Source organism: Halomonas fontilapidosi, from assembly GCF_014192285.1.
GTDB classification, from domain to species: Bacteria; Pseudomonadota; Gammaproteobacteria; order Pseudomonadales; family Halomonadaceae; genus Halomonas; species Halomonas fontilapidosi.
On record NZ_JACHXQ010000006.1, the window covers coordinates 174,570 to 197,816 of the forward strand.

The 23,247-nt window shown below is 65.8% G+C and carries 20 protein-coding genes; 18 read left to right on the forward strand and 2 right to left on the reverse strand.

What is annotated here, in order from left to right; all coding sequences use genetic code 11:
• Positions 1-38: 38 nt before the first annotated feature.
• From atpG to FHR95_RS10700, 10 genes are all read left to right on the forward strand, one after another.
• Positions 39-920, forward strand: coding sequence for a F0F1 ATP synthase subunit gamma (gene atpG, locus FHR95_RS10655; RefSeq protein ID WP_040183594.1), 882 nt, complete (start codon positions 39-41; stop codon positions 918-920).
• A 65-nt stretch (positions 921-985) separates the two neighbouring features.
• The gene (gene atpD / locus FHR95_RS10660; RefSeq protein ID WP_040183593.1) at positions 986-2,362 is read left to right on the forward strand and encodes a F0F1 ATP synthase subunit beta; all 1,377 of its coding nucleotides are present in this window, start codon (positions 986-988) and stop codon (positions 2,360-2,362) included.
• Between the two features lie 25 nt (positions 2,363-2,387).
• Positions 2,388-2,816, forward strand: a complete 429-nt coding sequence (locus FHR95_RS10665) for a F0F1 ATP synthase subunit epsilon (protein ID WP_040183591.1) — start codon at positions 2,388-2,390, stop codon at positions 2,814-2,816.
• Between the two features lie 115 nt (positions 2,817-2,931).
• A complete protein-coding gene (mgtE, locus tag FHR95_RS10670) occupies positions 2,932-4,308 on the forward strand; it encodes a magnesium transporter (RefSeq protein ID WP_183314354.1) in 1,377 nt (458 codons plus the stop codon).
• An 87-nt stretch (positions 4,309-4,395) separates the two neighbouring features.
• A complete protein-coding gene (locus FHR95_RS10675) occupies positions 4,396-5,205 on the forward strand; it encodes an undecaprenyl-diphosphate phosphatase (RefSeq protein ID WP_183314355.1) in 810 nt (269 codons plus the stop codon).
• Positions 5,202-6,290 (forward strand): FAD:protein FMN transferase, encoded by a 1,089-nt coding sequence (locus FHR95_RS10680; RefSeq protein WP_183314356.1) that lies wholly within the window; start codon positions 5,202-5,204, stop codon positions 6,288-6,290. Before FHR95_RS10675 ends, FHR95_RS10680 begins: the two co-directional genes overlap by 4 nt.
• Before the next feature lie 48 nt (positions 6,291-6,338).
• Positions 6,339-7,709: a bifunctional UDP-N-acetylglucosamine diphosphorylase/glucosamine-1-phosphate N-acetyltransferase GlmU gene (gene glmU, locus FHR95_RS10685; protein WP_183314357.1), complete on the forward strand. Its 1,371-nt coding sequence runs from the start codon at positions 6,339-6,341 to the stop codon at positions 7,707-7,709.
• Between the two features lie 11 nt (positions 7,710-7,720).
• Entirely contained in the window at positions 7,721-9,556 is a 1,836-nt protein-coding gene (gene glmS / locus FHR95_RS10690; RefSeq protein ID WP_183314358.1) for a glutamine--fructose-6-phosphate transaminase (isomerizing), read from the forward strand.
• A gap of 41 nt (positions 9,557-9,597) precedes the next feature.
• Positions 9,598-10,428: a DUF72 domain-containing protein gene (locus FHR95_RS10695; protein ID WP_183314390.1), complete on the forward strand. Its 831-nt coding sequence runs from the start codon at positions 9,598-9,600 to the stop codon at positions 10,426-10,428.
• A 357-nt stretch (positions 10,429-10,785) separates the two neighbouring features.
• Positions 10,786-12,126 carry a sodium-dependent transporter gene (locus FHR95_RS10700; RefSeq protein ID WP_040183585.1) on the forward strand — a complete coding sequence of 447 codons (1,341 nt, stop codon included), beginning with the start codon at positions 10,786-10,788 and terminating at the stop codon, positions 12,124-12,126.
• Positions 12,127-12,212: 86 nt separating this feature from the next.
• On the opposite strand, the gene FHR95_RS10705 is transcribed toward FHR95_RS10700, so the two are convergent.
• Positions 12,213-12,428: a PA3496 family putative envelope integrity protein gene (locus tag FHR95_RS10705; RefSeq protein ID WP_040183584.1), complete on the reverse strand. Its 216-nt coding sequence runs from the start codon at positions 12,426-12,428 to the stop codon at positions 12,213-12,215.
• 248 nt (positions 12,429-12,676) lie between these two features.
• Between FHR95_RS10705 and hexR the strand changes: the two genes are divergently transcribed.
• From hexR to FHR95_RS10720, 3 genes are all read left to right on the forward strand, one after another.
• On the forward strand, positions 12,677-13,540 hold the full coding sequence (gene hexR, locus FHR95_RS10710) for a transcriptional regulator HexR (protein WP_040183583.1): 864 nt from the start codon (positions 12,677-12,679) through the stop codon (positions 13,538-13,540).
• A 221-nt stretch (positions 13,541-13,761) separates the two neighbouring features.
• Complete coding sequence (gene uvrD, locus FHR95_RS10715) at positions 13,762-15,966, forward strand: DNA helicase II (RefSeq protein WP_183314359.1); 2,205 nt, start codon at positions 13,762-13,764, stop codon at positions 15,964-15,966.
• Between the two features lie 128 nt (positions 15,967-16,094).
• Positions 16,095-17,195 (forward strand): TRAP transporter substrate-binding protein, encoded by a 1,101-nt coding sequence (locus FHR95_RS10720; protein WP_183314360.1) that lies wholly within the window; start codon positions 16,095-16,097, stop codon positions 17,193-17,195.
• Positions 17,196-17,276: 81 nt separating this feature from the next.
• Here FHR95_RS10720 and FHR95_RS10725 read toward each other — a convergent pair whose 3' ends face one another.
• A complete protein-coding gene (locus FHR95_RS10725) occupies positions 17,277-17,684 on the reverse strand; it encodes an acyl-CoA thioesterase (protein ID WP_183314361.1) in 408 nt (135 codons plus the stop codon).
• A 139-nt stretch (positions 17,685-17,823) separates the two neighbouring features.
• On the opposite strand from FHR95_RS10725, the gene FHR95_RS10730 reads away from it, so the two are divergent.
• The 5 genes from FHR95_RS10730 (at position 17,824) to phoU (ending at position 23,207) form a co-directional block, all read left to right on the forward strand.
• On the forward strand, positions 17,824-18,768 hold the full coding sequence (locus FHR95_RS10730; protein WP_183314362.1) for a PstS family phosphate ABC transporter substrate-binding protein: 945 nt from the start codon (positions 17,824-17,826) through the stop codon (positions 18,766-18,768).
• Positions 18,769-18,836: 68 nt separating this feature from the next.
• Entirely contained in the window at positions 18,837-20,060 is a 1,224-nt protein-coding gene (locus FHR95_RS10735; RefSeq protein ID WP_183314363.1) for an ABC transporter permease subunit, read from the forward strand.
• Positions 20,057-21,604 (forward strand): phosphate ABC transporter permease PstA, encoded by a 1,548-nt coding sequence (gene pstA / locus FHR95_RS10740; RefSeq protein WP_183314364.1) that lies wholly within the window; start codon positions 20,057-20,059, stop codon positions 21,602-21,604. The genes FHR95_RS10735 and pstA overlap by 4 nt, the downstream gene beginning before the upstream one ends.
• A 32-nt stretch (positions 21,605-21,636) precedes the next feature.
• Positions 21,637-22,455 (forward strand): phosphate ABC transporter ATP-binding protein PstB, encoded by an 819-nt coding sequence (gene pstB, locus FHR95_RS10745; RefSeq protein ID WP_183314365.1) that lies wholly within the window; start codon positions 21,637-21,639, stop codon positions 22,453-22,455.
• 23 nt (positions 22,456-22,478) lie between these two features.
• On the forward strand, positions 22,479-23,207 hold the full coding sequence (phoU, locus tag FHR95_RS10750) for a phosphate signaling complex protein PhoU (RefSeq protein ID WP_040183575.1): 729 nt from the start codon (positions 22,479-22,481) through the stop codon (positions 23,205-23,207).
• The last annotated feature ends 40 nt before the right edge of the window (positions 23,208-23,247 follow it).

Consider the following 23,247-nt stretch of genomic DNA (forward strand, 5'->3'; position numbering starts at 1 on the left):
CTGGAGCTTTCTGAGTGCCACGAACGGAGTAGATCGCTATGGCAGCTGCAAAAGAGATACGCACCCAGATCGGGAGCATCAAGAACACGCAGAAGATCACCAGCGCCATGGAAATGGTCGCGGCGTCGAAGATGCGCAAGGCCCAGGACCTGATGAAGGCCAGCCAGCCATACGCCCGCCAGATCCGCAACGTGGTCTCGCATGTCGCCGATGCCAACCCGGAGTACCGCCACCCCTGGATGGTTGAACGTGACGCCAAGCGGGTCGGCTATATCGTGGTATCCACCGACCGTGGCCTGTGTGGCGGCCTGAACGTGAACCTGTTCAAGGCCGTGGTCAAGGATGCCAAGGCATGGCGCGACCAGGGGGCTGACCTCGATTTCTGTGCCCTGGGCAGCAAGGCCGGCAGCTTCTTCAAGAGCTACGGGGGTAACCTCGTTGCGGCGAAGAGCGGCTTGGGCGAGGCGCCCGAGGTCGAAGACCTGATCGGCAGCGTCAAGGTGATGCTGGATGCCTATGACGAGGGCGAGCTGGACCGCCTCTACGTGGTGTACAACGAATTCGTCAACACCATGACCCAGAAGCCGGTGGTCCGTCAGCTGTTGCCCCTGTCGCCCGATATGGGAACGGAATCGAACGACGAAGAAGACACGCGTCCCGGTAGCTGGGACTACCTGTATGAGCCGGATGCCAAGGCGCTGCTGGATAGCCTGCTGGTGCGTTTCATCGAATCGCAGGTCTATCAGGCGGTGGTCGAGAACGGGGCCTGCGAGCAGGCCGCGCGGATGATCGCCATGAAGAGTGCCACCGACAACGCCGGTAACCTCATTGACGACCTGGAGCTGGTGTACAACAAGGCCCGTCAGGCGGCCATTACCCAGGAAATCTCCGAGATCGTCGGTGGTGCCGCCGCCGTATAGCGCCAGGGAGGCCATGGCCCTCCCGGCATGCAGGTTTCATTTTCAGGTATTTGAGAGGAACCAAGATGAGCGGACGTATCGTACAAATCATCGGCGCGGTGATTGACGTAGAGTTTCCGCGGGACAATGTTCCCAAGGTCTACGACGCGCTGAAGGTCTCGGATGTCGAGACCATTCTCGAAACCCAGCAGCAGCTGGGTGATGGCGTGGTGCGGACCATCGCCATGGGCTCCACCGAAGGGCTCAAGCGTGGCATGGATGTCACCAACACCGGCGCCGCCATCTCCGTGCCGGTAGGCACGGAGACGCTGGGTCGCATCATGAACGTGCTTGGCGAGCCCATCGACGAGGCGGGAGAGATCGGCGAGCAGGAGCGTATGCCGATCCACCGCAAGGCGCCGGGCTACGCCGACCAGGCGGCGTCCAACGAGCTGCTCGAGACCGGCATCAAGGTCATCGATCTGGTCTGCCCGTTCGCCAAGGGCGGCAAGGTCGGCCTGTTCGGCGGCGCCGGCGTGGGCAAGACCGTCAACATGATGGAACTGATCCGTAACATCGCCACCGAGCACAGCGGCTACTCGGTCTTCGCCGGTGTCGGCGAGCGGACCCGTGAGGGTAACGACTTCTACCATGAGATGACCGAGTCCAACGTCATCGATAAGGTGTCGCTGGTCTACGGCCAGATGAACGAGCCGCCCGGTAACCGCCTGCGCGTCGCCCTGACTGGCCTGACCATCGCCGAGAAGTTCCGCGATGAAGGCCGTGACGTGCTGCTGTTCGTCGACAACATCTATCGCTACACCCTGGCCGGTACCGAAGTCTCTGCCCTGCTGGGCCGGATGCCGTCGGCGGTGGGTTACCAGCCGACGCTGGCCGAGGAGATGGGCGTGCTCCAGGAGCGCATCACCTCGACCAAGACCGGCTCGATCACTTCCGTGCAGGCCGTCTACGTGCCCGCGGATGACCTGACCGACCCGTCGCCGGCGACCACCTTCTCGCACCTGGACGCCACCGTGGTGCTGGCGCGTTCGATCGCCGAGCTGGGTATCTATCCGGCCATCGATCCGCTGGACTCCACCTCGCGTCAGCTCGACCCGCTGGTCGTGGGCGAGGAGCACTACAACACCGCTCGCGGTGTGCAGAACGTGCTGCAGCGCTACAAGGAGCTCAAGGACATCATCGCCATCCTGGGCATGGACGAGCTGTCCGACGAGGACAAGCTGGCCGTGAACCGGGCGCGTAAGATCCAGCGCTTCCTGTCGCAGCCGTTCTTCGTGGCCGAGGTGTTCACCGGCTCGCCCGGTAAGTACGTGTCCCTGAAGGACACCATCCGCGGCTTCCAGGGCATCCTCGACGGCGAATACGACGAGCTGCCGGAGCAGGCCTTCTACATGGTCGGCACCATCGACGAAGCCGTCGAGAAAGCCAACCAGATGAAGTAATCCCGTCTACCTGGGAGACGTCGTCATGACGAAAAGCTTCAAGTGCGAGATCGTCAGCGCCGAGGAGGGAATCTTCTCGGGCCAGATCGAGCGGATCATCGCCACCGGGCGCATGGGCGAGCTGGGGATTCTCCCCGGCCACGCCCCGCTGCTGACCGAGCTCAAGCCCGGCCCGGTGCGCGTGCTTCATGATGGCGGTCAGGAGGAGAACTACTACGTCTCGGGAGGCTTCCTGGAAGTCCAGCCGGACGTGGTGACCATCCTGGCCGACGCGGCCACCCGTGCCCATGACCTCGATGAGGCGGCGGCCGAAGAGGCACGTCAGCAGGCGCTGAAGAACCTGAACGACAAGTCCGCCGAGTTGGATTATACCCGGGCGTCGGCCGAACTCGCCGAGGCCGTGGCCCAGCTGAGAACGATCCAGCAGCTGCGCAAGAAGGCCGGCAAGAGCTGATTCAGTCTCGTGCCGTCGACCACGCCCCCCGTGCCCAGCGTTCGGGGGGCGTTGTCGTCTCTAGGGGGTTGCCTGTAATTCCGGCCGCTGAGACGGCGCTTAAAGGAGGATAGCCATGTCCCCCGATGACACCCTTCAGCCGCATCATGCCGCGCTGTTGCGCGCTCTGGAGGAGGAGGACAGCGAACGGCTCGGCGTGCTGCTGCGCGAGCTGCGTTCGGCGGACATCGGCGAGGTCGTCGAGGACGCCCTGGGTGAGGAGAGTGAAGGGCTACCGGTGGCCCTGGCCTTGCTCGACGGCCTGCCCCTCGAGCGGCGTGCCAATGTGCTGGGCTACCTGCCCGGTGACGAGCAGCGGGCGGTCGCACAGGCGATGGAGGACAAGCCGCTGCTGTTGCTGCTCGAGGAGATGGGCTCTGACGAACGGGCCGACCTGTTCAAGGTACTGCACGAGGATCGTCGCGAGGCCCTGCTGCGACGCATGGCGCACCGCGAGCGCGAGGAGCTCAAGCGGCTGGCAAGTTACGAAGAGGGCACCGGCGGGGCCATCATGACCGCGGACTACGTGGCTGTGCCGACGGGAATGACCGTCTCCCGCGCCCTGATGCGGGTGCGCCAGACAGCCCCGGATGCTGAGACGGTCTACCAGCTGTATATCGTCGATGCCGAGGGGCGCCTGGCGGGTACCATGTCGCTGCGCCAGCTGATGGTGGCGCGTCCCGGGGCGCTGATCGACGAGCTGATGATCAAGGACGTGATCAGCGCCAGCGTCGACGAGCCCCAGGAGGAGGTGGCGCGGACCGTCGCGCGCTACGATCTGCTGGCCCTGCCGGTGGTCGATGCCGAGGGGTGCCTGGTGGGCATCGTCACCCATGATGACGCCATGGATGTGGTCGAGTCCGAGGCGACCGAAGATATCCACAAGGGGATGTCGATCGGCGCGCTGGAGGATGGCGTCAGCCGGGTACCGCTGTGGAGCCTCTACCGCAAGCGGGTCACCTGGCTGGTGCTGCTGGTGTTCGGCAACCTCTTCTCCGGGGCCGGCATTGCCTACTTCGAGGAGACTATCGCCGCCCAGGTGGCGCTGGTGTTCTTCCTGCCGTTACTGATTGGTAGTGGCGGCAATGCCGGCGCCCAGGCCGCCACGCTGATGGTGCGCGGCATGGCGACCGGCGACGTGGGCGTCAAGGACTGGGGCAAGCTGTTGGGCCGTGAACTGCTGGTGGCCGGATCCCTGGGTCTGACCATGGCGCTGGCGGTGGCGCCGATCGGGGTGATTCGCGGCGGCGAGGCGGTGGCGATGGTGGTGGCGGTCAGCATGGTCAGTATCGTGCTGTTCGGCAGCCTGTTGGGCATGTGCCTACCCTTCGTGCTGGATCGTCTGGGCTGGGACCCGGCCACCGCCTCGGCACCGCTGGTGACCACCGTGATCGATGCCTCGGGCGTGGTGATCTACTTCGGCTTCGCTACCGCCATGCTGTCGGGGGGCTGACCCCCTGGCGGCGGACAGCCGGGCCGCGGATGTGTATCCTCTGGCTCCGCCGACGCGCCGGCCCCTCCCACCCACATGGACCCTTTGATGGACTGGTTACAGATCGTTGTCCTCTCGATTGTTCAGGGATTGACCGAGTTCCTGCCGATCTCCAGCTCCGCCCACCTGATCCTGGTACCGGTCTTCACCGACTGGACCGACCAGGGCCTGGTCTTCGATGTCGCCCTGCATATCGGTAGCCTGAGCGCAGTGGTGCTCTACTTTCGCCATGAACTGGTCGGGATGACCGCCAGCTGGTGTCGCAGTGTGGCGGGAAAGGGCTGTGACGAGGACGCTCGACTGGCCTGGTGGGTGATCCTCGCCACGATCCCGGTGGGACTCGCGGGGCTGGCCCTTCAGGACACCATCGCGGGGATCATGCGCTCGCCGCTGGTCATCGCCGGCGGCCTGATCGGCTTCGGCCTGCTGCTCGCCTACGCCGATTGGCGCCATCGCGGCTCGCGACACGAATATCAGCTGAGCTGGCGGGATGCCCTGTGGATAGGCCTGGCCCAGGCCCTGGCGCTTATCCCCGGCACGTCTCGTTCCGGCATCACCATGACCGCGGGGCTGCTGCTGGGCCTGAACCGGGAAGGCGCGGCGCGCTTCTCCTTCTTGCTGTCGATCCCGGTGATCGTGCTGGCCGGTGGCCTGGAGATCGTCGGCCTTGCCGGCACTTCCGGACCGGTAGACTGGGGGGCTCTGGTCATGGGGGCGTTGCTCTCGGGCATCAGCGCCTATCTGTGCATTCACTTCTTCTTGGTTTTCATCAAGCGTATCGGCATGCAACCCTTCGTGGTCTACCGCCTGCTGCTGGGCGTAGCGCTGATCTGGCTATTCGGAGGTTCCCCGTCATGAGCGTCTGGCGTCCCCTTTGGCTGCTCTTGCTGATCCTCCTCATGGCAGGCTGCTCCGAACGCGACCGGCCGCTGGACTCGCCGGTGACCCTGCAGGGCGAGATCTTCGGCACCTTCTACCAGGTGACCATCGCCGACACCCTGACCCAGAGAGAGGCCAATGCGCTGGAGGAAGGCGTCCAGGCCGAACTCGAGGCGGTGGATGCGGCCATGTCCACCTGGCGTGAGGATTCCGAGCTCATGGCCTTCAACGAGGCGCCGCTGGGCGAGTGGCAGCCGCTCTCCGACGAGCTGATCGAGGTGCTGGCCATCGGTCAGGCGGTGGCCGAGGCCAGCGATGGCGCCTTCGACATGACCATCGGCGGCCTGGTCAACCTGTGGAGCTTCGGCCCCGAGGCGCGTCCCCGCGAGGTACCGAGCGCAGCCAGCCTGTCCGCTCGACTGGCCGAGACTGGCCCCGACAGCCTGGAAGTCGATGAGCAGGCGCGCCGGGCGCGACGCCTGCGAGATGTCTTCGTTGATCTCTCCGGTGTGGCCAAGGGACACGCCACCGACCGGGTGGCGGCCTACCTGAGCCATCAGCAACTCGATCACTTCCTGGTCAACCTGGGGGGGGAGCTCAAGGTTCGCGGTCATCGTGACGCCGAGTCCGAGCCCTGGCGCATCGGTATCGAGACTCCCCGCGATGGCCCCCAGCAGGCTCAGCACGTGCTGCCTCTGGAGAATATCGCGGTCGCGACGTCGGGCGATTATCGCAACTACTTCGAACACGACGGCCAGCGCTACTCCCACACTCTGGACCCGCGCACCGGCCGGCCCATTGACCATCGCCTGGCCTCGGTGACCGTGGTCCACCCCTCCGATGCCTGGGCCGATGCCTGGGCGACTGCCCTGCTGGTACTCGGCGAGCAGGCTGGTATGGCGCTGGCCCGGGAACGCTCGCTCGCGGTGCTGATGCTGGTGCGTCAGGATGAGGGCTGGAGGAGCCTCGTCAGCCCGGCCTTCGTGGACCATTTCGGCCGCGAGGTCGTCGATACGCTCGAGGTCACCGTGGTCGATGAACCGGCAGAGCATGGCGACCGATGAGAGCGACCCCTAGAATAGGCGGGATCAGAAGAACCAGCTCAAGGAGTCATGATGACGCTCGACGTGGTGATACTGGCGGCGGGGCAGGGAACCCGCATGCGTTCGACTCGGCCCAAGGTGCTGCACCGTCTGGCCGGCAAGCCGATGGTGCGTCACGTGATCGACACCGCCCGGGCGCTCGAGGCCGAGCGCACCCATGTGGTGGTCGGCCACGGCGCCGAGCAGGTTCGCGAGGCACTGGCCGACTGTCAGGCGCACTTTGTCCTGCAGGCCGAGCAGAAAGGCACCGGTCATGCCGTTGCGCAGACCCTGGAGGCCATCGGCGAGGGCAGGGTGCTGGTGCTCTACGGTGACGTGCCGCTGATCCGCCGCGAGACCCTGGTCGAATTGTTGGCCCAGGTCGACGAGCAGCACCTGGGGTTGCTTAGCGTGACCCTGGCGGACCCCACCGGCTACGGGCGTATCCTGCGCAACGCGGCCGGCGAGGTGGTGGCCATTGTCGAGCACAAGGATGCTTCCGAGACCGAGCGGGTCGTGCGCGAATGTAATACCGGCATCATGGCCATGACCGCCGCTCAGCTGCGGCGCTGGCTGCCGAGCCTCTCCGCTGACAACGCCCAGGGCGAGTACTACCTGACCGACATTATCGCCATGGCGGCCGCCGAGGGGGTGAAGATCGCGACCGTGCAGCCGGCGCGACCTCTGGAGGTCGAAGGGGTCAACAATCGGGCTCAGATGGCTCGCCTGGAACGCGCCCATCAGCACGATATTGCCGAGCGGCTGATGGAGCAGGGGGTGGCGCTCGCCGACCCGGCGCGTCTCGACGTCCGCGGTCGCCTGACCTGCGGCCATGACGTCGAGATCGACGTGGGCTGTGTCTTCGAGGGCGACGTGGAACTGGGCGAGGGGGTGCGCATCGGGCCCCACTGCGTGATCCGTGACAGTCATGTCGGCGCCGAGAGCGTGATCGAGCCCCACAGCGTTCTCGATGGCGCGGTGGTGGCCGGTCGCAACCGCATCGGCCCCTTCGCTCGACTGAGGCCCGGCTCGCGACTGGCGGTGGGTGCCAAGGTCGGCAACTTCGTCGAGACCAAGAATGTCGAGGTGGGCGAGGGCAGCAAGATCAATCATTTGAGCTATGTGGGCGACGCCCGGCTGGGCCATGACGTCAACGTCGGCGCCGGGACCATCACCTGCAACTACGATGGCGTCAACAAGCACCGCACCGAGATCGGCGATGAGGCCTTCATCGGTTCCAATACGGCCCTGGTGGCGCCGGTCAGCGTCGGCAAGGGCGCCACCGTGGGTGCCGGCTCGACCATCAGCAAGGATGTCGCCGATAACGCCCTGGCTGTCTCCCGTGGCCGCCAGATCAGCAAGGCCGACTGGCCGCGAACCACCAAGCGCCAGGAACCCTGAGGAGAGGTCATATGTGTGGAATCGTCGGTGCCGTTGCCGAACGTAACGTCCAGGGTATCCTGCTGGAGGGCTTGAAACGCCTGGAATATCGTGGCTACGACTCCGCGGGGATGGCGGTGCTCGACCTCCAGGGCCACCTACAGCGCGGGCGTGCGCTGGGCAAGGTGGCGGCCCTCGAGGAGCGCCTGACGAGGGAACCGCTGCCCGGCCGCTGCGGTATCGCCCATACCCGCTGGGCGACCCATGGCCGCCCCAGCGAGCAGAATGCCCATCCGCACCAGTCTGGAGAGCGCCTGGCGGTGGTACATAACGGCATTATCGAGAACCATGAGGCGCTGCGGCGCGAGCTCGAGGCCGAGGGCTACGTTTTTACCTCCGAGACCGATACCGAGGTGATCGCCCACCTGCTGGAGCGCGAGAGCCGCCAGGCCGGTGACCTGCTCGCCGCCGTTCGGCGCGTGCTGGATCGGCTGGACGGCGCCTATGCGCTGGGGGTGATCCATGCCGAGGAGCCCGATGTCGTCATCGGGGCCCGCAAGGGCAGCCCCCTGATCGTGGGGGTGGGCATCGACGAGGCCTTCGTGGCCTCCGACCCCCTGGCCCTGCTGCAGGTCACCGACCGCTTCATCTATCTCCAGGAGGGCGATGCGGTGCGCCTCTCCGCCGGCGGGCGCATCGAGGTGTTCGATGCGACGGGCCTCCCGGTCGAGCGCGAGATCCAGGTCTTCGAGCATGGCGACGGGGCGGCCAGCAAGGGCGACTATCGCCACTTCATGCTCAAGGAGATCCATGAGCAGCCGATGGTGATCGCGGCCGCGCTGGAGGGGCGCCTGGGCGAGCGCTCGGCGCTGGTGGAAAGCTTCGGCCCCGAGGCCGAGGCTCTCTTCCGCCAGGCCAGCCAGGTCCATATCGTCGCCTGCGGCACCAGCTATCATGCCGGCATGGTGGCCCGCTACTGGCTCGAGCGCTATGCCGGGATACCGGTGCAGGTCGAGGTGGCCTCTGAGTATCGCTATCGCCAGGTGGTAGTTCCCGAGGGAACCCTCTTCGTGACCCTTTCCCAGTCCGGCGAGACCGCCGATACGCTGGCGGCGCTGCGCTTCGCCCGTGAGCGTGGCTATCTCGCCAGTCTGGCGATCTGCAATGTGCCGGGCAGTTCACTGGTGCGCGAGTCGGACCTGACCCTGATGACCCAGGCCGGGCCCGAGATCGGCGTGGCCTCCACCAAGGCCTTCACTACCCAGCTCACGGCCCTGATGCTGCTGACCCTGGCGCTGGGCCGGGTCAAGGGGCTCGACGAGCGCGTCCAGGCCGACCTGGTGACCGCACTGCGTGGACTGCCTGGCCTGGTGGCACGAGTGCTCGAGCTGGATCCCGAGATCGAGGCGCTCTCCATGGCCTTCGCCGAGAAGCACCATGCCCTCTTCCTGGGGCGCGGGGCTCTCTTTCCCATTGCCCTGGAAGGCGCACTCAAGCTCAAGGAGATCTCCTACATCCACGCCGAGGCCTACCCGGCGGGCGAGCTCAAGCACGGTCCGCTGGCGCTGGTCGACAGCGAAATGCCGGTCATCTCGGTGGCGCCCAACGATGAGCTCCTCGACAAGCTCAAGTCCAACCTCCAGGAGGTCAGGGCCCGCGGCGGCGAGCTCTTCGTCTTCGCCGACGAAGGCGTCGGCCTCGAGGAAGCCGATGGCATCCGGGTGATTCATCTGCCGCATGTGCACGAGGCGCTGGCGCCGATTCTCTATACCCTGCCGCTGCAGCTGCTCAGCTACCACGTGGCGGTGCTCAAGGGCACCGATGTGGACCAGCCGCGCAACCTGGCCAAGTCCGTGACCGTGGAGTGAGTCCGCTGGATGCCCCGCCGCGCCTTCACCTGGGCCTGCCCATGTGGGCCAATCCTGACTGGCGCGGCGGTCTCTATCCGCCCCATGGCGGCAGCGAGGGTTGGCTGGCCGACTACGCCCGCGTATTTTCCAGCGTGGAGGGCAACACTACCTTCTACAGTGGCGCTCCGCGCGATGCGACAGTGGCGGGCTGGGCCCGCCAGGCACCGCCGGGCTTTCGCTTCTGCTTCAAGCTGCCGGCGAGCCTGACCCACGAGCGGCGTCTCGCCGCCGTCGAGTCCGACGTCGATGCCTTTCTCGAGGTGCTCTCACCGCTGCATGACCGGCTTGGCCCGATGATGGTCCAGCTGCCTCGTGATTTCGGTCCCGACGAACTGCCCCGGCTGGGCCATCTGCTGGCACGCTGGCCGGCAGGAATTCCCTGTGCGGTAGAGGTGCGTCACAGGGCGTTTTTCCACAAGGGCGAGGCCGAGAAGGCACTCAACCGAATGTTGATAACTTATGGCGCGAACCGTGTGATGCTCGACGTGCGCCCGCTCTTTGCCACTGTCGCTGACGGGCACCCAGGATTCCAGCACGCCCAGGCCGAGAAGCCGAGAGTCCCATTACACGTGCTTTCCACGGGAGACAGCCCGCTGGTGCGCTTCATCGGCCACCTCGACGACGACCTCAACAACCGCTGCTTCAGCCCCTGGATCGAACGCCTCATCCTGTGGATAAATCAGGGGAAAACCCCTTATCTGATGGTGCACACACCGGACAATCGCGGGGCCCCGGAACTGGCGCGTCGCCTCTATGCCCGGCTTCGCCAGCAGTGTTCCTTGCCATCCCTCGGGGCCTTCGCCGGCGAGCGCCAGACGTCGCTCTTCTAGTCGAGCATCGGGCCGTTTCTCTACGCCCAAAGTCGCACTCAGAATCTTGCTGGCTTGGCTGGTCATCGAGCGCTTGATCAGATAGTTTTGCGGGTCGGAGTGCTATTACCCACGATATTGACTGAACACTGCGCCATATGTGCGCAGATCCTTCTAATATCTTGCACCCGGGCGTCTCTCGTCCTTGCCGCACTGGCCCGGGACGCGTGAGATGTGACACGGCAGCGATCCTGCCTGGATCCTGCCATGCTCTGGACGGCGTCGTGTGAACCACGGCGCCCTGGACGTGGCAATGACAAGCACAAGCCGTCATCGCGCCAGATCGGCCGTTGGCGACACGTACACTCAGGGTGAAACATGTCGAAACTCTCCCACGCACAGTGGTCATCAAAGATGGCCTTTATCCTGGCAGCCACCGGTTCGGCGGTGGGGCTGGGCAATATCTGGCGCTTTTCCTACATGGTGGGTGACAGCGGGGGCGCGGCCTTCGTGCTCATCTATCTGGCCTGTGTGGCACTGGTCGGCCTGCCGATCCTGGTAGCCGAATGGTTGATCGGCCGCCGCGGCCAGGAAAACCCGATCAACTCGATGGTCGACCTGGCCCGCAAGAATAACCGATTGCCCGCCTGGGCGCTGGTCGGGGCTAGCGGGGTGTTGGCCGCCTTTCTGATTCTCTCCTTCTACAGTGTGATCGGTGGCTGGTCGCTCTCCTATACCCTCGGTTCGGTGACCGGCGCGTTTAGCGGTCAGGATTCCGACGGTATCGGCGAGATCTTCAATGGCCTGCTGGGTAACCCCGTGGCCCTGACCCTGTGGCATACCGGCTTCATGGCACTGGTGATCTGGATCGTGGCGCGTGGCGTTACCAAGGGCCTGGAGGGTGCTGTGCGCACCCTGATGCCGGCGCTGGTGATACTGATGCTGGTGCTGGTGGGTTACGGCATGACCACCGGCCATTTCGGCGAGGCGCTGGCCTTCATGTTCAGCCCCGACTGGAGTGCGGTTACCGGTGAGGTGGTACTGGCCGCCATGGGCCAGGCCTTTTTCACCCTGTCACTGGGCATGGGCATCATGATGGCCTACGGCTCCTACCTGGGTGAGGACGTCAACCTGATCGGCACGGCCCGCACGGTGATCATCCTCGATACCGCCATTGCCCTGCTGGCCGGCCTGGCCATCTTCCCGATCGTCTTTGCCAACGGCCTGAGCCCGGGTGAGGGCCCCGGCCTGATTTTCGTCACCCTGCCGCTGGCCTTCGGCAATATGACCGGTGGCATGATCCTCGGCCTGATGTTCTTCCTGCTGCTCACCTTTGCCGCGCTGACCTCGGCGATCTCGCTGCTGGAGCCGGTGGTCGAACTGATGGAAGAGCGCACCCCGCTGTCCCGTGTGACAGCGACGTTGGTCGGCGGCGTGGCCGTCTGGGCGCTGGGGATCGCGGCACTGATGTCGTTCAACGTCTGGAGCGAGCTGTCGATTGCCGGCCTGAACATCTTCGACTTCCTGGACACCCTGACCAGCAAGTTCCTGCTGCCGCTGACCGGCCTGGGTGCCATCCTGTTCGTGGCCTGGCGGCTGGACCGCGACAGTGTGGCTGCCGAGTTGAACCTCTCCGGCGGGCAAGCGACGCTGTGGACCGTGGTCTCACGTTTCGTGGCCCCGGTCGGTGTTATCCTGGTCTTTGTCTCGAGCCTCTGAGCCTCTGAGCCGAGAGCGCCGCAGGAACCCGGCGCCTAGACCTCTCGACGAGCCCCGCCCCGGCGGGGCTCGTTGCATGATGGGGGTCAGTGCATCTCGTCTTCTACCAGTTCCTCGTCGGTAAGCGGGGCGATGTCCCGGGTCAGCCGCTTGAATTCGTTGTGCAGTTCGATGCCGCGCCGGGCACGCAAGTTGCGCTGGGCGGCGGTGCGTGAACGCTGCTCGTGTTCGACGACTTCCATGCTCATGAAGATGTCGAGAAGCTCACTCTTGAGCGAGGATACCCGTTCGACTTTGCGCATGTTCGACTCTCCTGAAAGATTCGCGACACTGCAATTCTTACTATACCCCACTTGACAGAATGATGACGGCGCATGTTGCGAACCGACAACGCTGGGCCAACGCTCTCTGAACGCCAAGGTAAGCGGCCATGTGTCGGCGCCGAAGGGCGCATCGGTTGTTGGCTTGGGGCATACTAGGGGCAAGAGTCCGACACCCTCACCGCCGCCTCGCCCCTGTTGCGGGACGGCCAACTCGCAAGGAGTCCCGCGTGAGCCGCGCCCTGTTCGATGAGATGAGACGTCGCATGGAGCACTTCCGCCGCTCCGAGCAAAAGGTCGCGCGCTTCGTGCTGCGCCAGCCCGAGGAAGTGATCCACATGCGCATCGTCGACCTGGCCACCGAGGCCAAGGTCAGCGAGCCCACCGTGGTGCGCTTCTGCCGTGCCCTGGGCTGCAACGGCTTCCAGGATTTCAAGCTCCAGCTGGCGCAGATGCTGGCCTCGGGTAGCCAGTTCGCCCAGTTCTCAATGAACGATAGCGACTCGGTGGTGGAGTTCTCGCAGAGTATCTTCGACTCCACCGTGGGCACCCTGCTGTCGGTTCGCGACCGGCTCGACAACGAGGCGCTGAGCCAGGCCATCAACGCCCTGGCCATGGCCAACCGGGTGGAATTCTACGGCTTCGGCGCCTCGGGGGCCGTGGCCGCCGATGCCCAGCACAAGTTCTTCCGCCTGCAGATCTCCACTGCCGCCTACACTGACCCGCACATGCAGAACATGTCGGCGGTCACCCTCAAGGAAGGTGACGTGGTGGTGGCCATCTCCCAGACCGGCCGCACCCGGGCATTGGTGGCTAGCGTGCGCCTGGCCCGCGAGGCCGGCGCCACCGTGATCGGCCTCTGCCCCAGCGGTTCGCCGCTGGCGGAGGAGGTTACCCTGCCGCTCTACATCGATGTCCATGAGGACACCGAGATCTACACCCCGATGAGTTCGCGTATCGCCCATCTGGTGCTGGTCGATGTGCTGGCGGTGGGCGTGGCCAAGACCCGCGGCCCGAAACTCGCCGAGCAGCTTCGCGAGGTGAAAAAGAGCCTCAATCCGCTGCGCTTCCCGGAGCAGGAGGACAAGCCCTAATCGGTTCAGGTACGAGGTACGAGGAGCAAGCGACAAGGAAACCCCCTGTTACTGGTTTCGGGGGCTCATCACACTGCCTCGCCCCTCGCCCCTCGCCCCTCGCCCCTCGCCCCTCGCCCCTCGCCCCTCGCCCCTCGCCCCTCGCCCCTCGCCCCTCGCCCCTCGCCCCTCGCCCCTATGCTAAGCTGTCTGCCCATTTTCCGAGCAGCGATGCCTTCCCCATGGACGACGTCACGGCGATTCTCGACCACATGAACCCGGCCCAGCGCGAGGCCGTCAGTGCGCCCCAGGGCAACATGCTGGTACTGGCCGGGGCCGGGTCCGGCAAGACCCGGGTGCTGGTGCACCGCATCGCCTGGCTGATGCAGGCCGAGGGGCTCTCGCCCTACGCGGTGCTTGCGGTGACCTTCACCAACAAAGCCGCCCGCGAGATGCGTACCCGCCTGGAGGCCCTGCTGGGGATCTCGCTGCGCAATGTCTGGGTCGGAACCTTCCACTCCATCGCCCATCGCCTGCTGCGGACCCACTGGCAGGATGCCCGGCTTCCCCAGCACTTCCAGATCATCGACAGCGACGACCAGCTACGGCTGGTCAAGCGGCTGCTCAAGGACCATCGCATCGATGATGAGCGCTTCCCGCCGCGTCAGGTGCAGTCGTTCATCTCCGGCTGCAAGGAGGAGGGGCTACGTCCTCATCAGGTCGATGCGCACGGTGATGCCTACCTGGCCCAGATGGTCGAGCTCTTTGATCGCTATCAGCTGACCTGCGAGCGGGGCGGTCTGGTCGACTTTGGCGAGCTGCTGCTGCGTAGCCTGGAGCTGTTGCGCGACAATCCGGCGCTGCTGGCCCATTACCGGGAGCGCTTCGGCCATGTGCTGGTCGACGAGTTCCAGGACACCAATACCCTGCAGTACGCCTGGCTCAAGCTGCTCACCGGCATGCAGATCCCGATGACCGTGGTCGGCGACGACGACCAGTCGATCTACGGCTGGCGTGGCGCGCGTATCGAGAACATCCGCCGCTTCGAGCAGGAGTTTCCTGGCACCAAGACCGTGCGACTGGAGCAGAACTACCGCTCCACCAGCGCCATCCTGAGTGCTGCCAATGCCTTGATCCGCCACAACAGCGAGCGCATGGGCAAGGAGCTGTGGACGGAGGGCGCGCGTGGCGAACCCATCTCCGTCTACTCGGGCTTCAACGACCTCGACGAGGCGCGCTTCATCGTCGATACCATCCGCGAGAAGGTGGAGGAGGGCACCAATCGGCGCGAGATCGCCATCCTCTACCGCTCCAACGCCCAGTCCCGGGTGCTGGAGGAGACCCTGATCCGCCAAGGGGTGCCCTACCGCATCTACGGCGGCCAGCGCTTCTACGAGCGCCTGGAAATCAAGAACGCCCTGGCCTATCTGCGGCTGCTGCTCAACCGCGACGACGACGCCTCCCTGGAGCGGGTAATCAATGTCCCGGCGCGGGGCATCGGCACCCGCACCGTGGAGGTGCTGCGCCACCGCGCCCGGCAGACCGAGGTCCCGCTATGGCAGGCGCTGCACGATGCCCTGCTGGATGCTTCGCTCAAGGGACGAGCCGCTACGGCGGTGCGCGCCTTCGCCGAGCTGATCGAGCGCCTCGACAACGACACCGCCGGCCTGGCGCTGCACGAGATCATCGATCATGTGATCGAGCGTAGCGGCCTGATCGAGCACCATCGCAGCGAGAAGGGCGAAAAGGGGCAGGCTCGGGTCGAGAACCTCGAGGAACTGGTCACCGCCGCCAAGGCCTTCACCCAGGGCGAGACCTTCGAGCCTCCTGAAGCCGGCGAGGGCGCAGTGGCCCTGGAGGCCTTCCTCTCCGAGGCCGCGCTGAATGCTGGCGACCACGAAGCCGACGAGTTCGAGGATTGCGTGCAGCTGATGACCCTGCACTCGGCCAAGGGGCTGGAGTTCCCGGTGGTGTTCATCGCCGGGGTCGAGGAGGGGCTGTTTCCGCACAAGATGTCCATGGAGGAGCCGGGGCGTCTGGAGGAGGAGCGGCGGCTCTGCTACGTGGGCCTGACCCGCGCCATGCGCAAGCTCTACCTGACCCATGCCGAGCTGCGTCGCCTGCATGGCAAGGAGACCTTCCAGCGCGCCTCGCGCTTCCTGCGTGAGCTGCCCGAGGAGTTTCTCGAGGAAGTTCGGCTGCGTGGCCAGATATCCCGGCCGGTGACCACCCGCCCGGCCGCGGGCCTCTCCAGGCAGAGCTCTGTCGACGGGGGCGCGGCGCTGCCCTCGCTTTCGCTGGGTCAGCGGGTCAGCCATCCGGTGTTCGGCGAGGGGGTGATTCTCAACGCCGAGGGCGAAGGTGAGCGTGCCCGGGTGCAGGTCAGCTTCGAGGGCGAAGGCGACAAGTGGCTGGTACTGGGGTTTGCCAAGCTGACGCCGCTGTGATTTTCGTTGACGTTGACGTCAAGTGCGGATACTTGCCGGGCAATTCGGCCTTGACGCATACTCGTGAGCGGACACGCTAAAGCCCGCAACGCTTGCGGGCATAATAATCAATCTGGAGTCATGCTCGCATGCAACGTCGCCTCTTTCTCAAGACCAGCCTCAAGACACTCGGTGCGGGTGCCGCTGCCGGTGCCGCCGCGCCCTTCATCTCCACGGCAAGTGCCCAGGAGACCATCACCTGGGACATGGTGACCTCCTGGCCCAAGAACTTCCCGGCGTTGGGCACCGGGGCCAACGATTTCGCCGCGCGCGTCGAGCGCCTCTCTGGCGGCCGCATGAAGGTCCGCGTTCACGGCGCAGGTGAACTGGTGCCGGCCATGGAGGTGTTCGATGCCGTCGGCGCGGGCACTGCCCAGATGGGCCACTCCGCCTCCTACTACTGGCGCGGCAAAACCCTGGCCTCCCAGTTCTTTACCGCTGTGCCCTTCGGCATGAACACCACCGAGACCAACGCCTGGCTCTACTACGGCGGCGGCCAGGAGCTATGGGACGAGGTGTATGCCAAGCACAACCTCAAGCCCTTCCCGGTGGGCAATACCGGCACCCAGATGGCCGGCTGGTTCAAGAAGGAGATCAACTCGCTTGCCGACATGCAGGGCCTCAAGCTGCGCCTGCCGGGGCTGGCCGGCGATGCCATGAACGGTATCGGGGTGACCACCGTGAATACCCCGGGGTCCGAGATCTTCACCTCCCTGCAGACCGGCGTGCTGGATGCTGCCGACTGGGTCGGCCCGTACAACGACCTGGCCTTCGGCCTGCACCAGGTGGCCAAGTACTACTACACCTCGGCCTGGAACGAACCCAGTGCCATCCTCGAGGGTACAGTCAACCTGGAGGCCTGGAATGCCCTGCCCGACGACCTCAAGGCGGTGGTCAGCGAGGCGGCCATGGCCTCCAACCTGGCGATGATCAGCGAGTTCGCGGTACGCAATGCCGAGGCGCTGGACACCCTGGTCAACGAGCATGGCGTGGAACTGCGCACCTTCCCGGATGAGGTGCTGGAAGCGCTTTACGCCTCCTCCCAGAAGGTGCTCGAGAAGCAGGTGGAAGCCGATGAGGAGTCGCGCAAGGTCTATGACTCCTATACCGCCTTCCAGCAGAAGGTGCGGCGCTTCACCGATGTGGGCGAATTTGCCTACCTGAAGACCCGGGAGAAGGTCAGCGGCTGAGGTCTGGCCTAACCTTCCCCCCGCCATGGGCGCCTCGTGGCGCCCATCGCCCTTCTGGGAAAGGCGGCGCGACGGATGTCGTCAGCCGACCTGGCGGACGGCCCGTATCCGGCCGTTGTCGTCCAGGGCCACCATCACGAAGCGGGCCTCGGTGACCTTGTGCAATTCGTCGGGGTCACGTTCGTGAGGGGCACGGATCCACACCTCCACGTCGATCTTGATCGAGCTATGGCCGATCTCGCTGACGCGGGTGAAGATGTTGACCATCGAGCCCACCCGCACCGGGGAGAGAAAGTCCATGGCCTCGATGGCCACGGTGGCGATCCGGCCTCGCGCCTCGCGGCCAGCGGCTACCTCGGCGGCCTGGTCCATCTGGGCCACCAGCCAGCCGCCGGGAATGTCGCCATGCAGGTTGGTATCCTGGCGGCTAGCCAGCAGCTTGAGGGTCAATTGACCCTGGGGAGCGGGGATATCGTCGATGTCTGTCATGGAAGCCTGAGCGACTCGGGTTGTTGTTGTGGGGTGTTGAATGGCTTGACATGGTATACGGCGAGGCCATCGATTCACCACCATTGCGACAAGATGCCCCGCTGCCGGTCCGGTTAACCCCGTCATGGAGGAGGTCGAGATGTCTGCCGTCCTGCGTCATTGCCTGGCCCCCTGGCTGCTGATGGCCATGCTCGTGGCACCCCAGACCCAGGCCGAGCCAGTTGCCGGTACGCTGGGCACCGTCGGTTCCGATACCATGTCGGGCCTGATGCTGCGCTGGGGCGAGGCGCTGACCCGCCAGCATCCCGGTATTCGTCTGCAACTGCAGGCCAGTGGGTCGGCCAGCGCACCGCCGGCGCTGGTCGCCGGTACCACCCGGCTGGGGCCCATGTCCCGCCCCATGAACGAGGCCGAGCGGCGGGCCTTCATTGAACGGCATGGCTATCCGCCGCGCGAACTGGCGGTGGCCCGGGATGCCCTGGTGGTCGTGGTGCACCGTCACAATCCCCTCGAGAGCCTGGGGCGCCGCGAGCTGGATGCCATCTTTTCCGACTCGCGATATTGCGGGGCGCACGAGGGGATCCACCGCTGGCAACAGCTGGGGCTCGACTGGCCGGTGGGGAGCATCCGCCTGCACGGTCGCAATGCGGCGTCCGGTACCCATGGGCTGTTCCGGCAGGTCGCGCTGTGTGACGGTTATTTTCGTCCCGAGATCAACGAGCATCCCGGGTCCGCTGCGGTGGTCGCGGCAGTGACGCTGGACCCTCGGGCCATGGGCTATGCCGGACTCAACCACCTCACGCCGGGCGTCAAGGCCCTGGCACGGCGTGATGCCGATGGAACGCGCCATTATCCTGACGCCGAGGCGGTGCGCAGCGGCGACTATGCGTTGTCCCGCGATCTTTACCTCTATCTCAACCTGCCCCCCGGCGAACCCTTGCCGGACGCCGAGCGCGCCTTCCTCGACCTGGTGCTATCAGCGACCGGGCAAGCGGTTGTCGAGGAACTGGGATTCGTGGCGCTGCCCGAGGCGAGGCGGCTGCGACAGCGACGCGAGCTGGGGCTAGGCGATGCCGGCCGCTGAGGCTGTCATCTGATTGTCATCACACTGTCGTATGATTCCGCTAGACCCTGTTTCGCGTAGGCCCGGTCATGCCCGACTCCCTTCCGCCGTCTCCCGTTCGTCGCCGCCTGCGGCAAGGACGCGATCGCCTGGCCACCGTCCTGGTCACCGCGGGCGGTATCGGCGTGATCGCTGCCTTGTTGGCCATCGGGGTCTTCCTGGCGGTCGAGGTGGTGCCGCTGTTCTGGTCCGGCGGCGACACACAGACGGTCAGTCCGCGGGCCCTCTGGTCGCCCCTGCAGGCAGAAGATGACCTGGCCGGCTATCGCTGGGATCCCACGGCGACCCTGGGGACAGAGGAACCGGCCCGTGTCAGCCTGTTACCGCTGGCCTGGGGCACGCTGGAGGCCGCGGCCTGGGCCCTGCTGATCGCCGTGCCCCTGGCCCTGGGCGCGGCCGCGCATTCGGCCTTGTTCATGTCGCCGCGCCTGCGCAGCCGATTGAAACCGACACTGGAGCTGATGGAGGCATTGCCCGGTGTGGTGATCGGCTTCGTCGCCGGCCTGGTGCTCGCCCCCTGGCTGGAGCGCCACTTGGCGGATGGGCTGGCCATGCTGGTGCTGCTGGTGCCCGGGCTGCTGCTCGCCGGTGCGCTCTGGTCGCGCCTGCCCCCGCGCCTGCAACAGGCACTGCCACTGGGTTGGGCGGGCTTGTGGCTGCTGCCCTGGCTGTTGCTGGTGCTGGCCGTAGCGCTGTGGTTATCGCCCTGGCTCGAGGCCTGGGCATTTGGCGGCGACCTGCGTCAATGGCTGGAGGTGCGCCTGGGGCTCGATCTTGCCGTGCGTAACGCCATTATCGTTGGCATGGCCATGGGCTTTGCGGTGATGCCCAGCGTCTACTCGCTGGCCGAGGATGCTCTCTCGGGAGTGCCGCGGAGCCTGTCGGAGGGCGCTCAGGCACTCGGTGCGAGCCGCTGGCAGACCCTGTGGCGGGTGGTGCTGCCGGCGGCGTCTCCCGGCGTTTTTGCGGCGGTAATGATCGGCGCCGGACGCGCGGTGGGCGAGACCATGATCGTGCTGATGGCCAGCGGCAATGCCGCCCTGATGACCTGGAACCCGCTGGACGGGCTGCGTTCCCTGGCGGCGACGATTGCCATCGAACTCCCCGAGGCAGGTCCTGACGGCCTGCACTATCGACTGCTGCTGCTGGCGGCGCTGCTGCTGTTCCTCTTCACCTTCCTGGTCAATACCCTGGCCGAGCTGGTGCGGACCCGCCTGACCCGTCGCTACCGCCGCCTCGGTGGCGTGGCATGAGGCTGGCCAAGCGCTCACGGGCGCGGCTGCCTCGCGGCGAGGGCGCAGGCGCCTGGCTGGCGGCCGGCAGCGTGGCGCTCTCGCTGCTGGCGCTGCTGGCTCTGCTCTCGCTGCTGGCGATTCGTGGCCTGGGGCATTTCTGGCCGGCTTCCATTGCCCTGGTGGCGCTCGACGACGGCCGACAGCTCGCCGGTGAGCAGGTTCGAGAAGTGCCGCTGCCTGATGGCACGGGGCGAGAACGGCTCTATCGCATCGGCAATCGTGACCTGGATGGCACACGCTGGGCGTGGGTGCCGGTGTCGGCCATCGCAGCGGTGAGCCATCCGCCCGAGCTGATGGTGCTGGAACGCCACCGCTGGGGAGAGGCGATCGGCCGGCTGGTGGCGGTGGAGAGCGAGACGGGAGAGCGCCTCGAAGGACAGGCGGCCCGAGCGGTCCTCGAGAATCGGATGACCGAGCTGGCGTCGCTGCGTCAGGCTCGCGACACCCTGCGCGACGAGGTCGTTCTGCCGCGGGTCCAAGCCCTGCAAGAAGGGGGCGACGTCGAGCGAGAACTGGCGACTGCCAATGCCCGATTGCGCGAGTTGCAGGCCGCCATGCAGGCCGGCCACCTGACCCTGGAGACCGCCAGTGGCGAGCGATGGCAGGTGCCGCTGGACCAGATACTGCGGGTGCGATACCCCAATGCCATGTCACCGCTCGACAAGCTGGTGGTCTGGGGCGAGGGGGTCTGGCGCTTTCTCTCGGAGGGACCGCGGGCGGCCAATACCGCCGGCGGTGTCTGGCCGGCGATCTTCGGCACCGTGCTGATGGTGATGCTGATGTCGATTCTGGTGACCCCCTTCGGGGTGCTGGCGGCGATCTATCTCAATGAGGTGGCCCATCAGGGGCGGCTGACGCGGCTGGTGCGGATTGCTGTGCGCAACCTCGCCGGGGTGCCCTCCATCGTCTATGGCGTCTTCGGCCTGGGGGTGTTCGTCTATGGCATCGGCGGCAGCCTGGACGAGTGGTTCTTCGATGCGGCGCTGCCGTCGCCGACCTTCGGCACCGGCGGGCTGCTGTGGGCTTCCTTGACCCTGGCGCTGCTGACCCTGCCGGTAGTGATCGTGGCGACCGAGGAGGGGTTAGCGCGAATTCCCGATCAGCAGCGCGAAGGCGCTCTGGCCCTGGGCGCCACCCGCCTGGAGATGCTCACTCGGGTCGTGCTGCCCATGGCCACACCGGCCATGCTGACCGGCGTGATCCTGGCCGTGGCGCGCGCCGCCGGTGAGGTGGCGCCGCTGATGCTAGTGGGCGTGGCCAAGCTGGCGCCACAGGTACCGGTGGACGCGGACTTCCCCTTTCTGCATCTTGAAAGGAAGTTCATGCATCTGGGTTACCACATCTTCGATGCGGCCTTCCACGGCGGGGATGTCCAGGCAGCGATGCCGCTGGTCTACGCCACGGCGCTGCTGCTGGTGCTGGTGATTCTGGTGCTTAACCTGACTGCAATATTTCTGCGTCATCATCTCAGTACGCGCCACGGGGCGCTCAGCCGTCGATGAGCCTAGCAGCGTCGCGTCACCCGGGAGCCTCGATGTCATTTGTCCAGGACCTGTCTTCGTCGCCCGACTCGGCGGCGTTGATCGACTTCTCCCCCGAAGCCAGCAGCCTGGCCATCCGGGGACTCAGCCTCGCCTACGGGGACAAGCCGGCACTGCGGGATCTCACCCTGAGAATTCCCAGGCACCGTGTCACGGCCTTTATCGGGCCCTCGGGCTGTGGCAAGTCAACCCTGCTGCGGGTGTTCAATCGCCTTCACGATCTTAACGACGAGGTGGTGCGCACCGGCGAGGTACGGCTGGAGGGTGAGGAGATCCATGGGCCCGCGGTAGCAGTCGCGGAACTGCGCCGGCGGGTGGGGATGGTCTTCCAGGCGCCCAACCCCTTCCCCATGTCGATCCACGACAACGTGGCGTTCGGCCTGCGCCTGCAGGGCGGGCTGAGCAAGCGCAAACAGGATGACATCATCGAGTGGGCGCTGCGCTCTGCGGCGCTGTGGGACGAGGTCAAGGACCGGCTGCGCGCCTCGGCCTGGTCGCTCTCCGGGGGTCAGCAGCAGCGCCTGGTGATCGCCCGGACCCTGGCGGTGGGGCCGGAGGTACTGCTGCTCGACGAGCCTGCCTCGGCGCTCGACCCCATCTCCACGCTTAAGATCGAGGAGTTGATCCGCAACCTGAAGACGCACCTGACCCTGGTGCTGGTCACCCACAACATGCAGCAGGCGGCGCGGGTCTCCGACTACACCGCCTTCCTGCAGGACGGCGAACTGGTGGAGTATGGCCCCACCGACACCCTGTTCACCAACCCGCGCCTGCGGCGTACCGAGAACTACATTACCGGGCGCATGGCCTGATGGCCGGCCCAAGGAGAGCTTCCATGGACATTACCAACGACATCCACAGCCAGCACATCTCGCGGCAGTTCAACCACGAGCTGGACGAGCTCAAGACTCACCTGATGGCCATGGGCGGCCTGGTCGAGAAGCAGGTCCAGGACGCCGTGGGCGCGCTGCTCGACCACGACTCCTCCCTGGCCGAGCGGGTGGTCGACAATGACCGCGCGGTCAACGACATGCAGATCAAGATCGATGAGGAGTGCACCCAGGTGCTGGCGCGGCGTCAGCCCACCGCCTCCGACCTGCGCCTGGTGCTGGCGGTGATTCGCGCCGCGTCCGACCTCGAGCGGATCGGCGACGAGGCCAGCAAGATTGCCCGCAATGCCATCGACCTGATCGAGGCCGACAACGGCAACCGCGGCTTCGTCGAGGTCCGCATGATCAGCGAGCATGTACGACGCATGGTACGCGATGCCCTGACCTCCTTTGCCCGTCTCGATACCCAGCTGGCGCTCAAGCTGGTCCACGAGGACGACGAAGTCGACAACGAGTACCGCAGCGCCATGCGCTCGCTGATGACATTCATGATGGAGGATGCCCGCTCGATCTCGTCGGTCCTCAGCGTGATGTGGATCCTGCGGGCCCTGGAACGTATCGGCGACCACGCCAACAACCTGGCCGAGTATGTGGTCTACCTGGTCAAGGGACTCGATATCCGCCATACCGACCCTGAAGACCTCGACAAGGACATGCTCGAAGGCAAGGATTGACCGCAAGCGTCGTTTGACCCTCAATAGCGCAGGCCGCCGC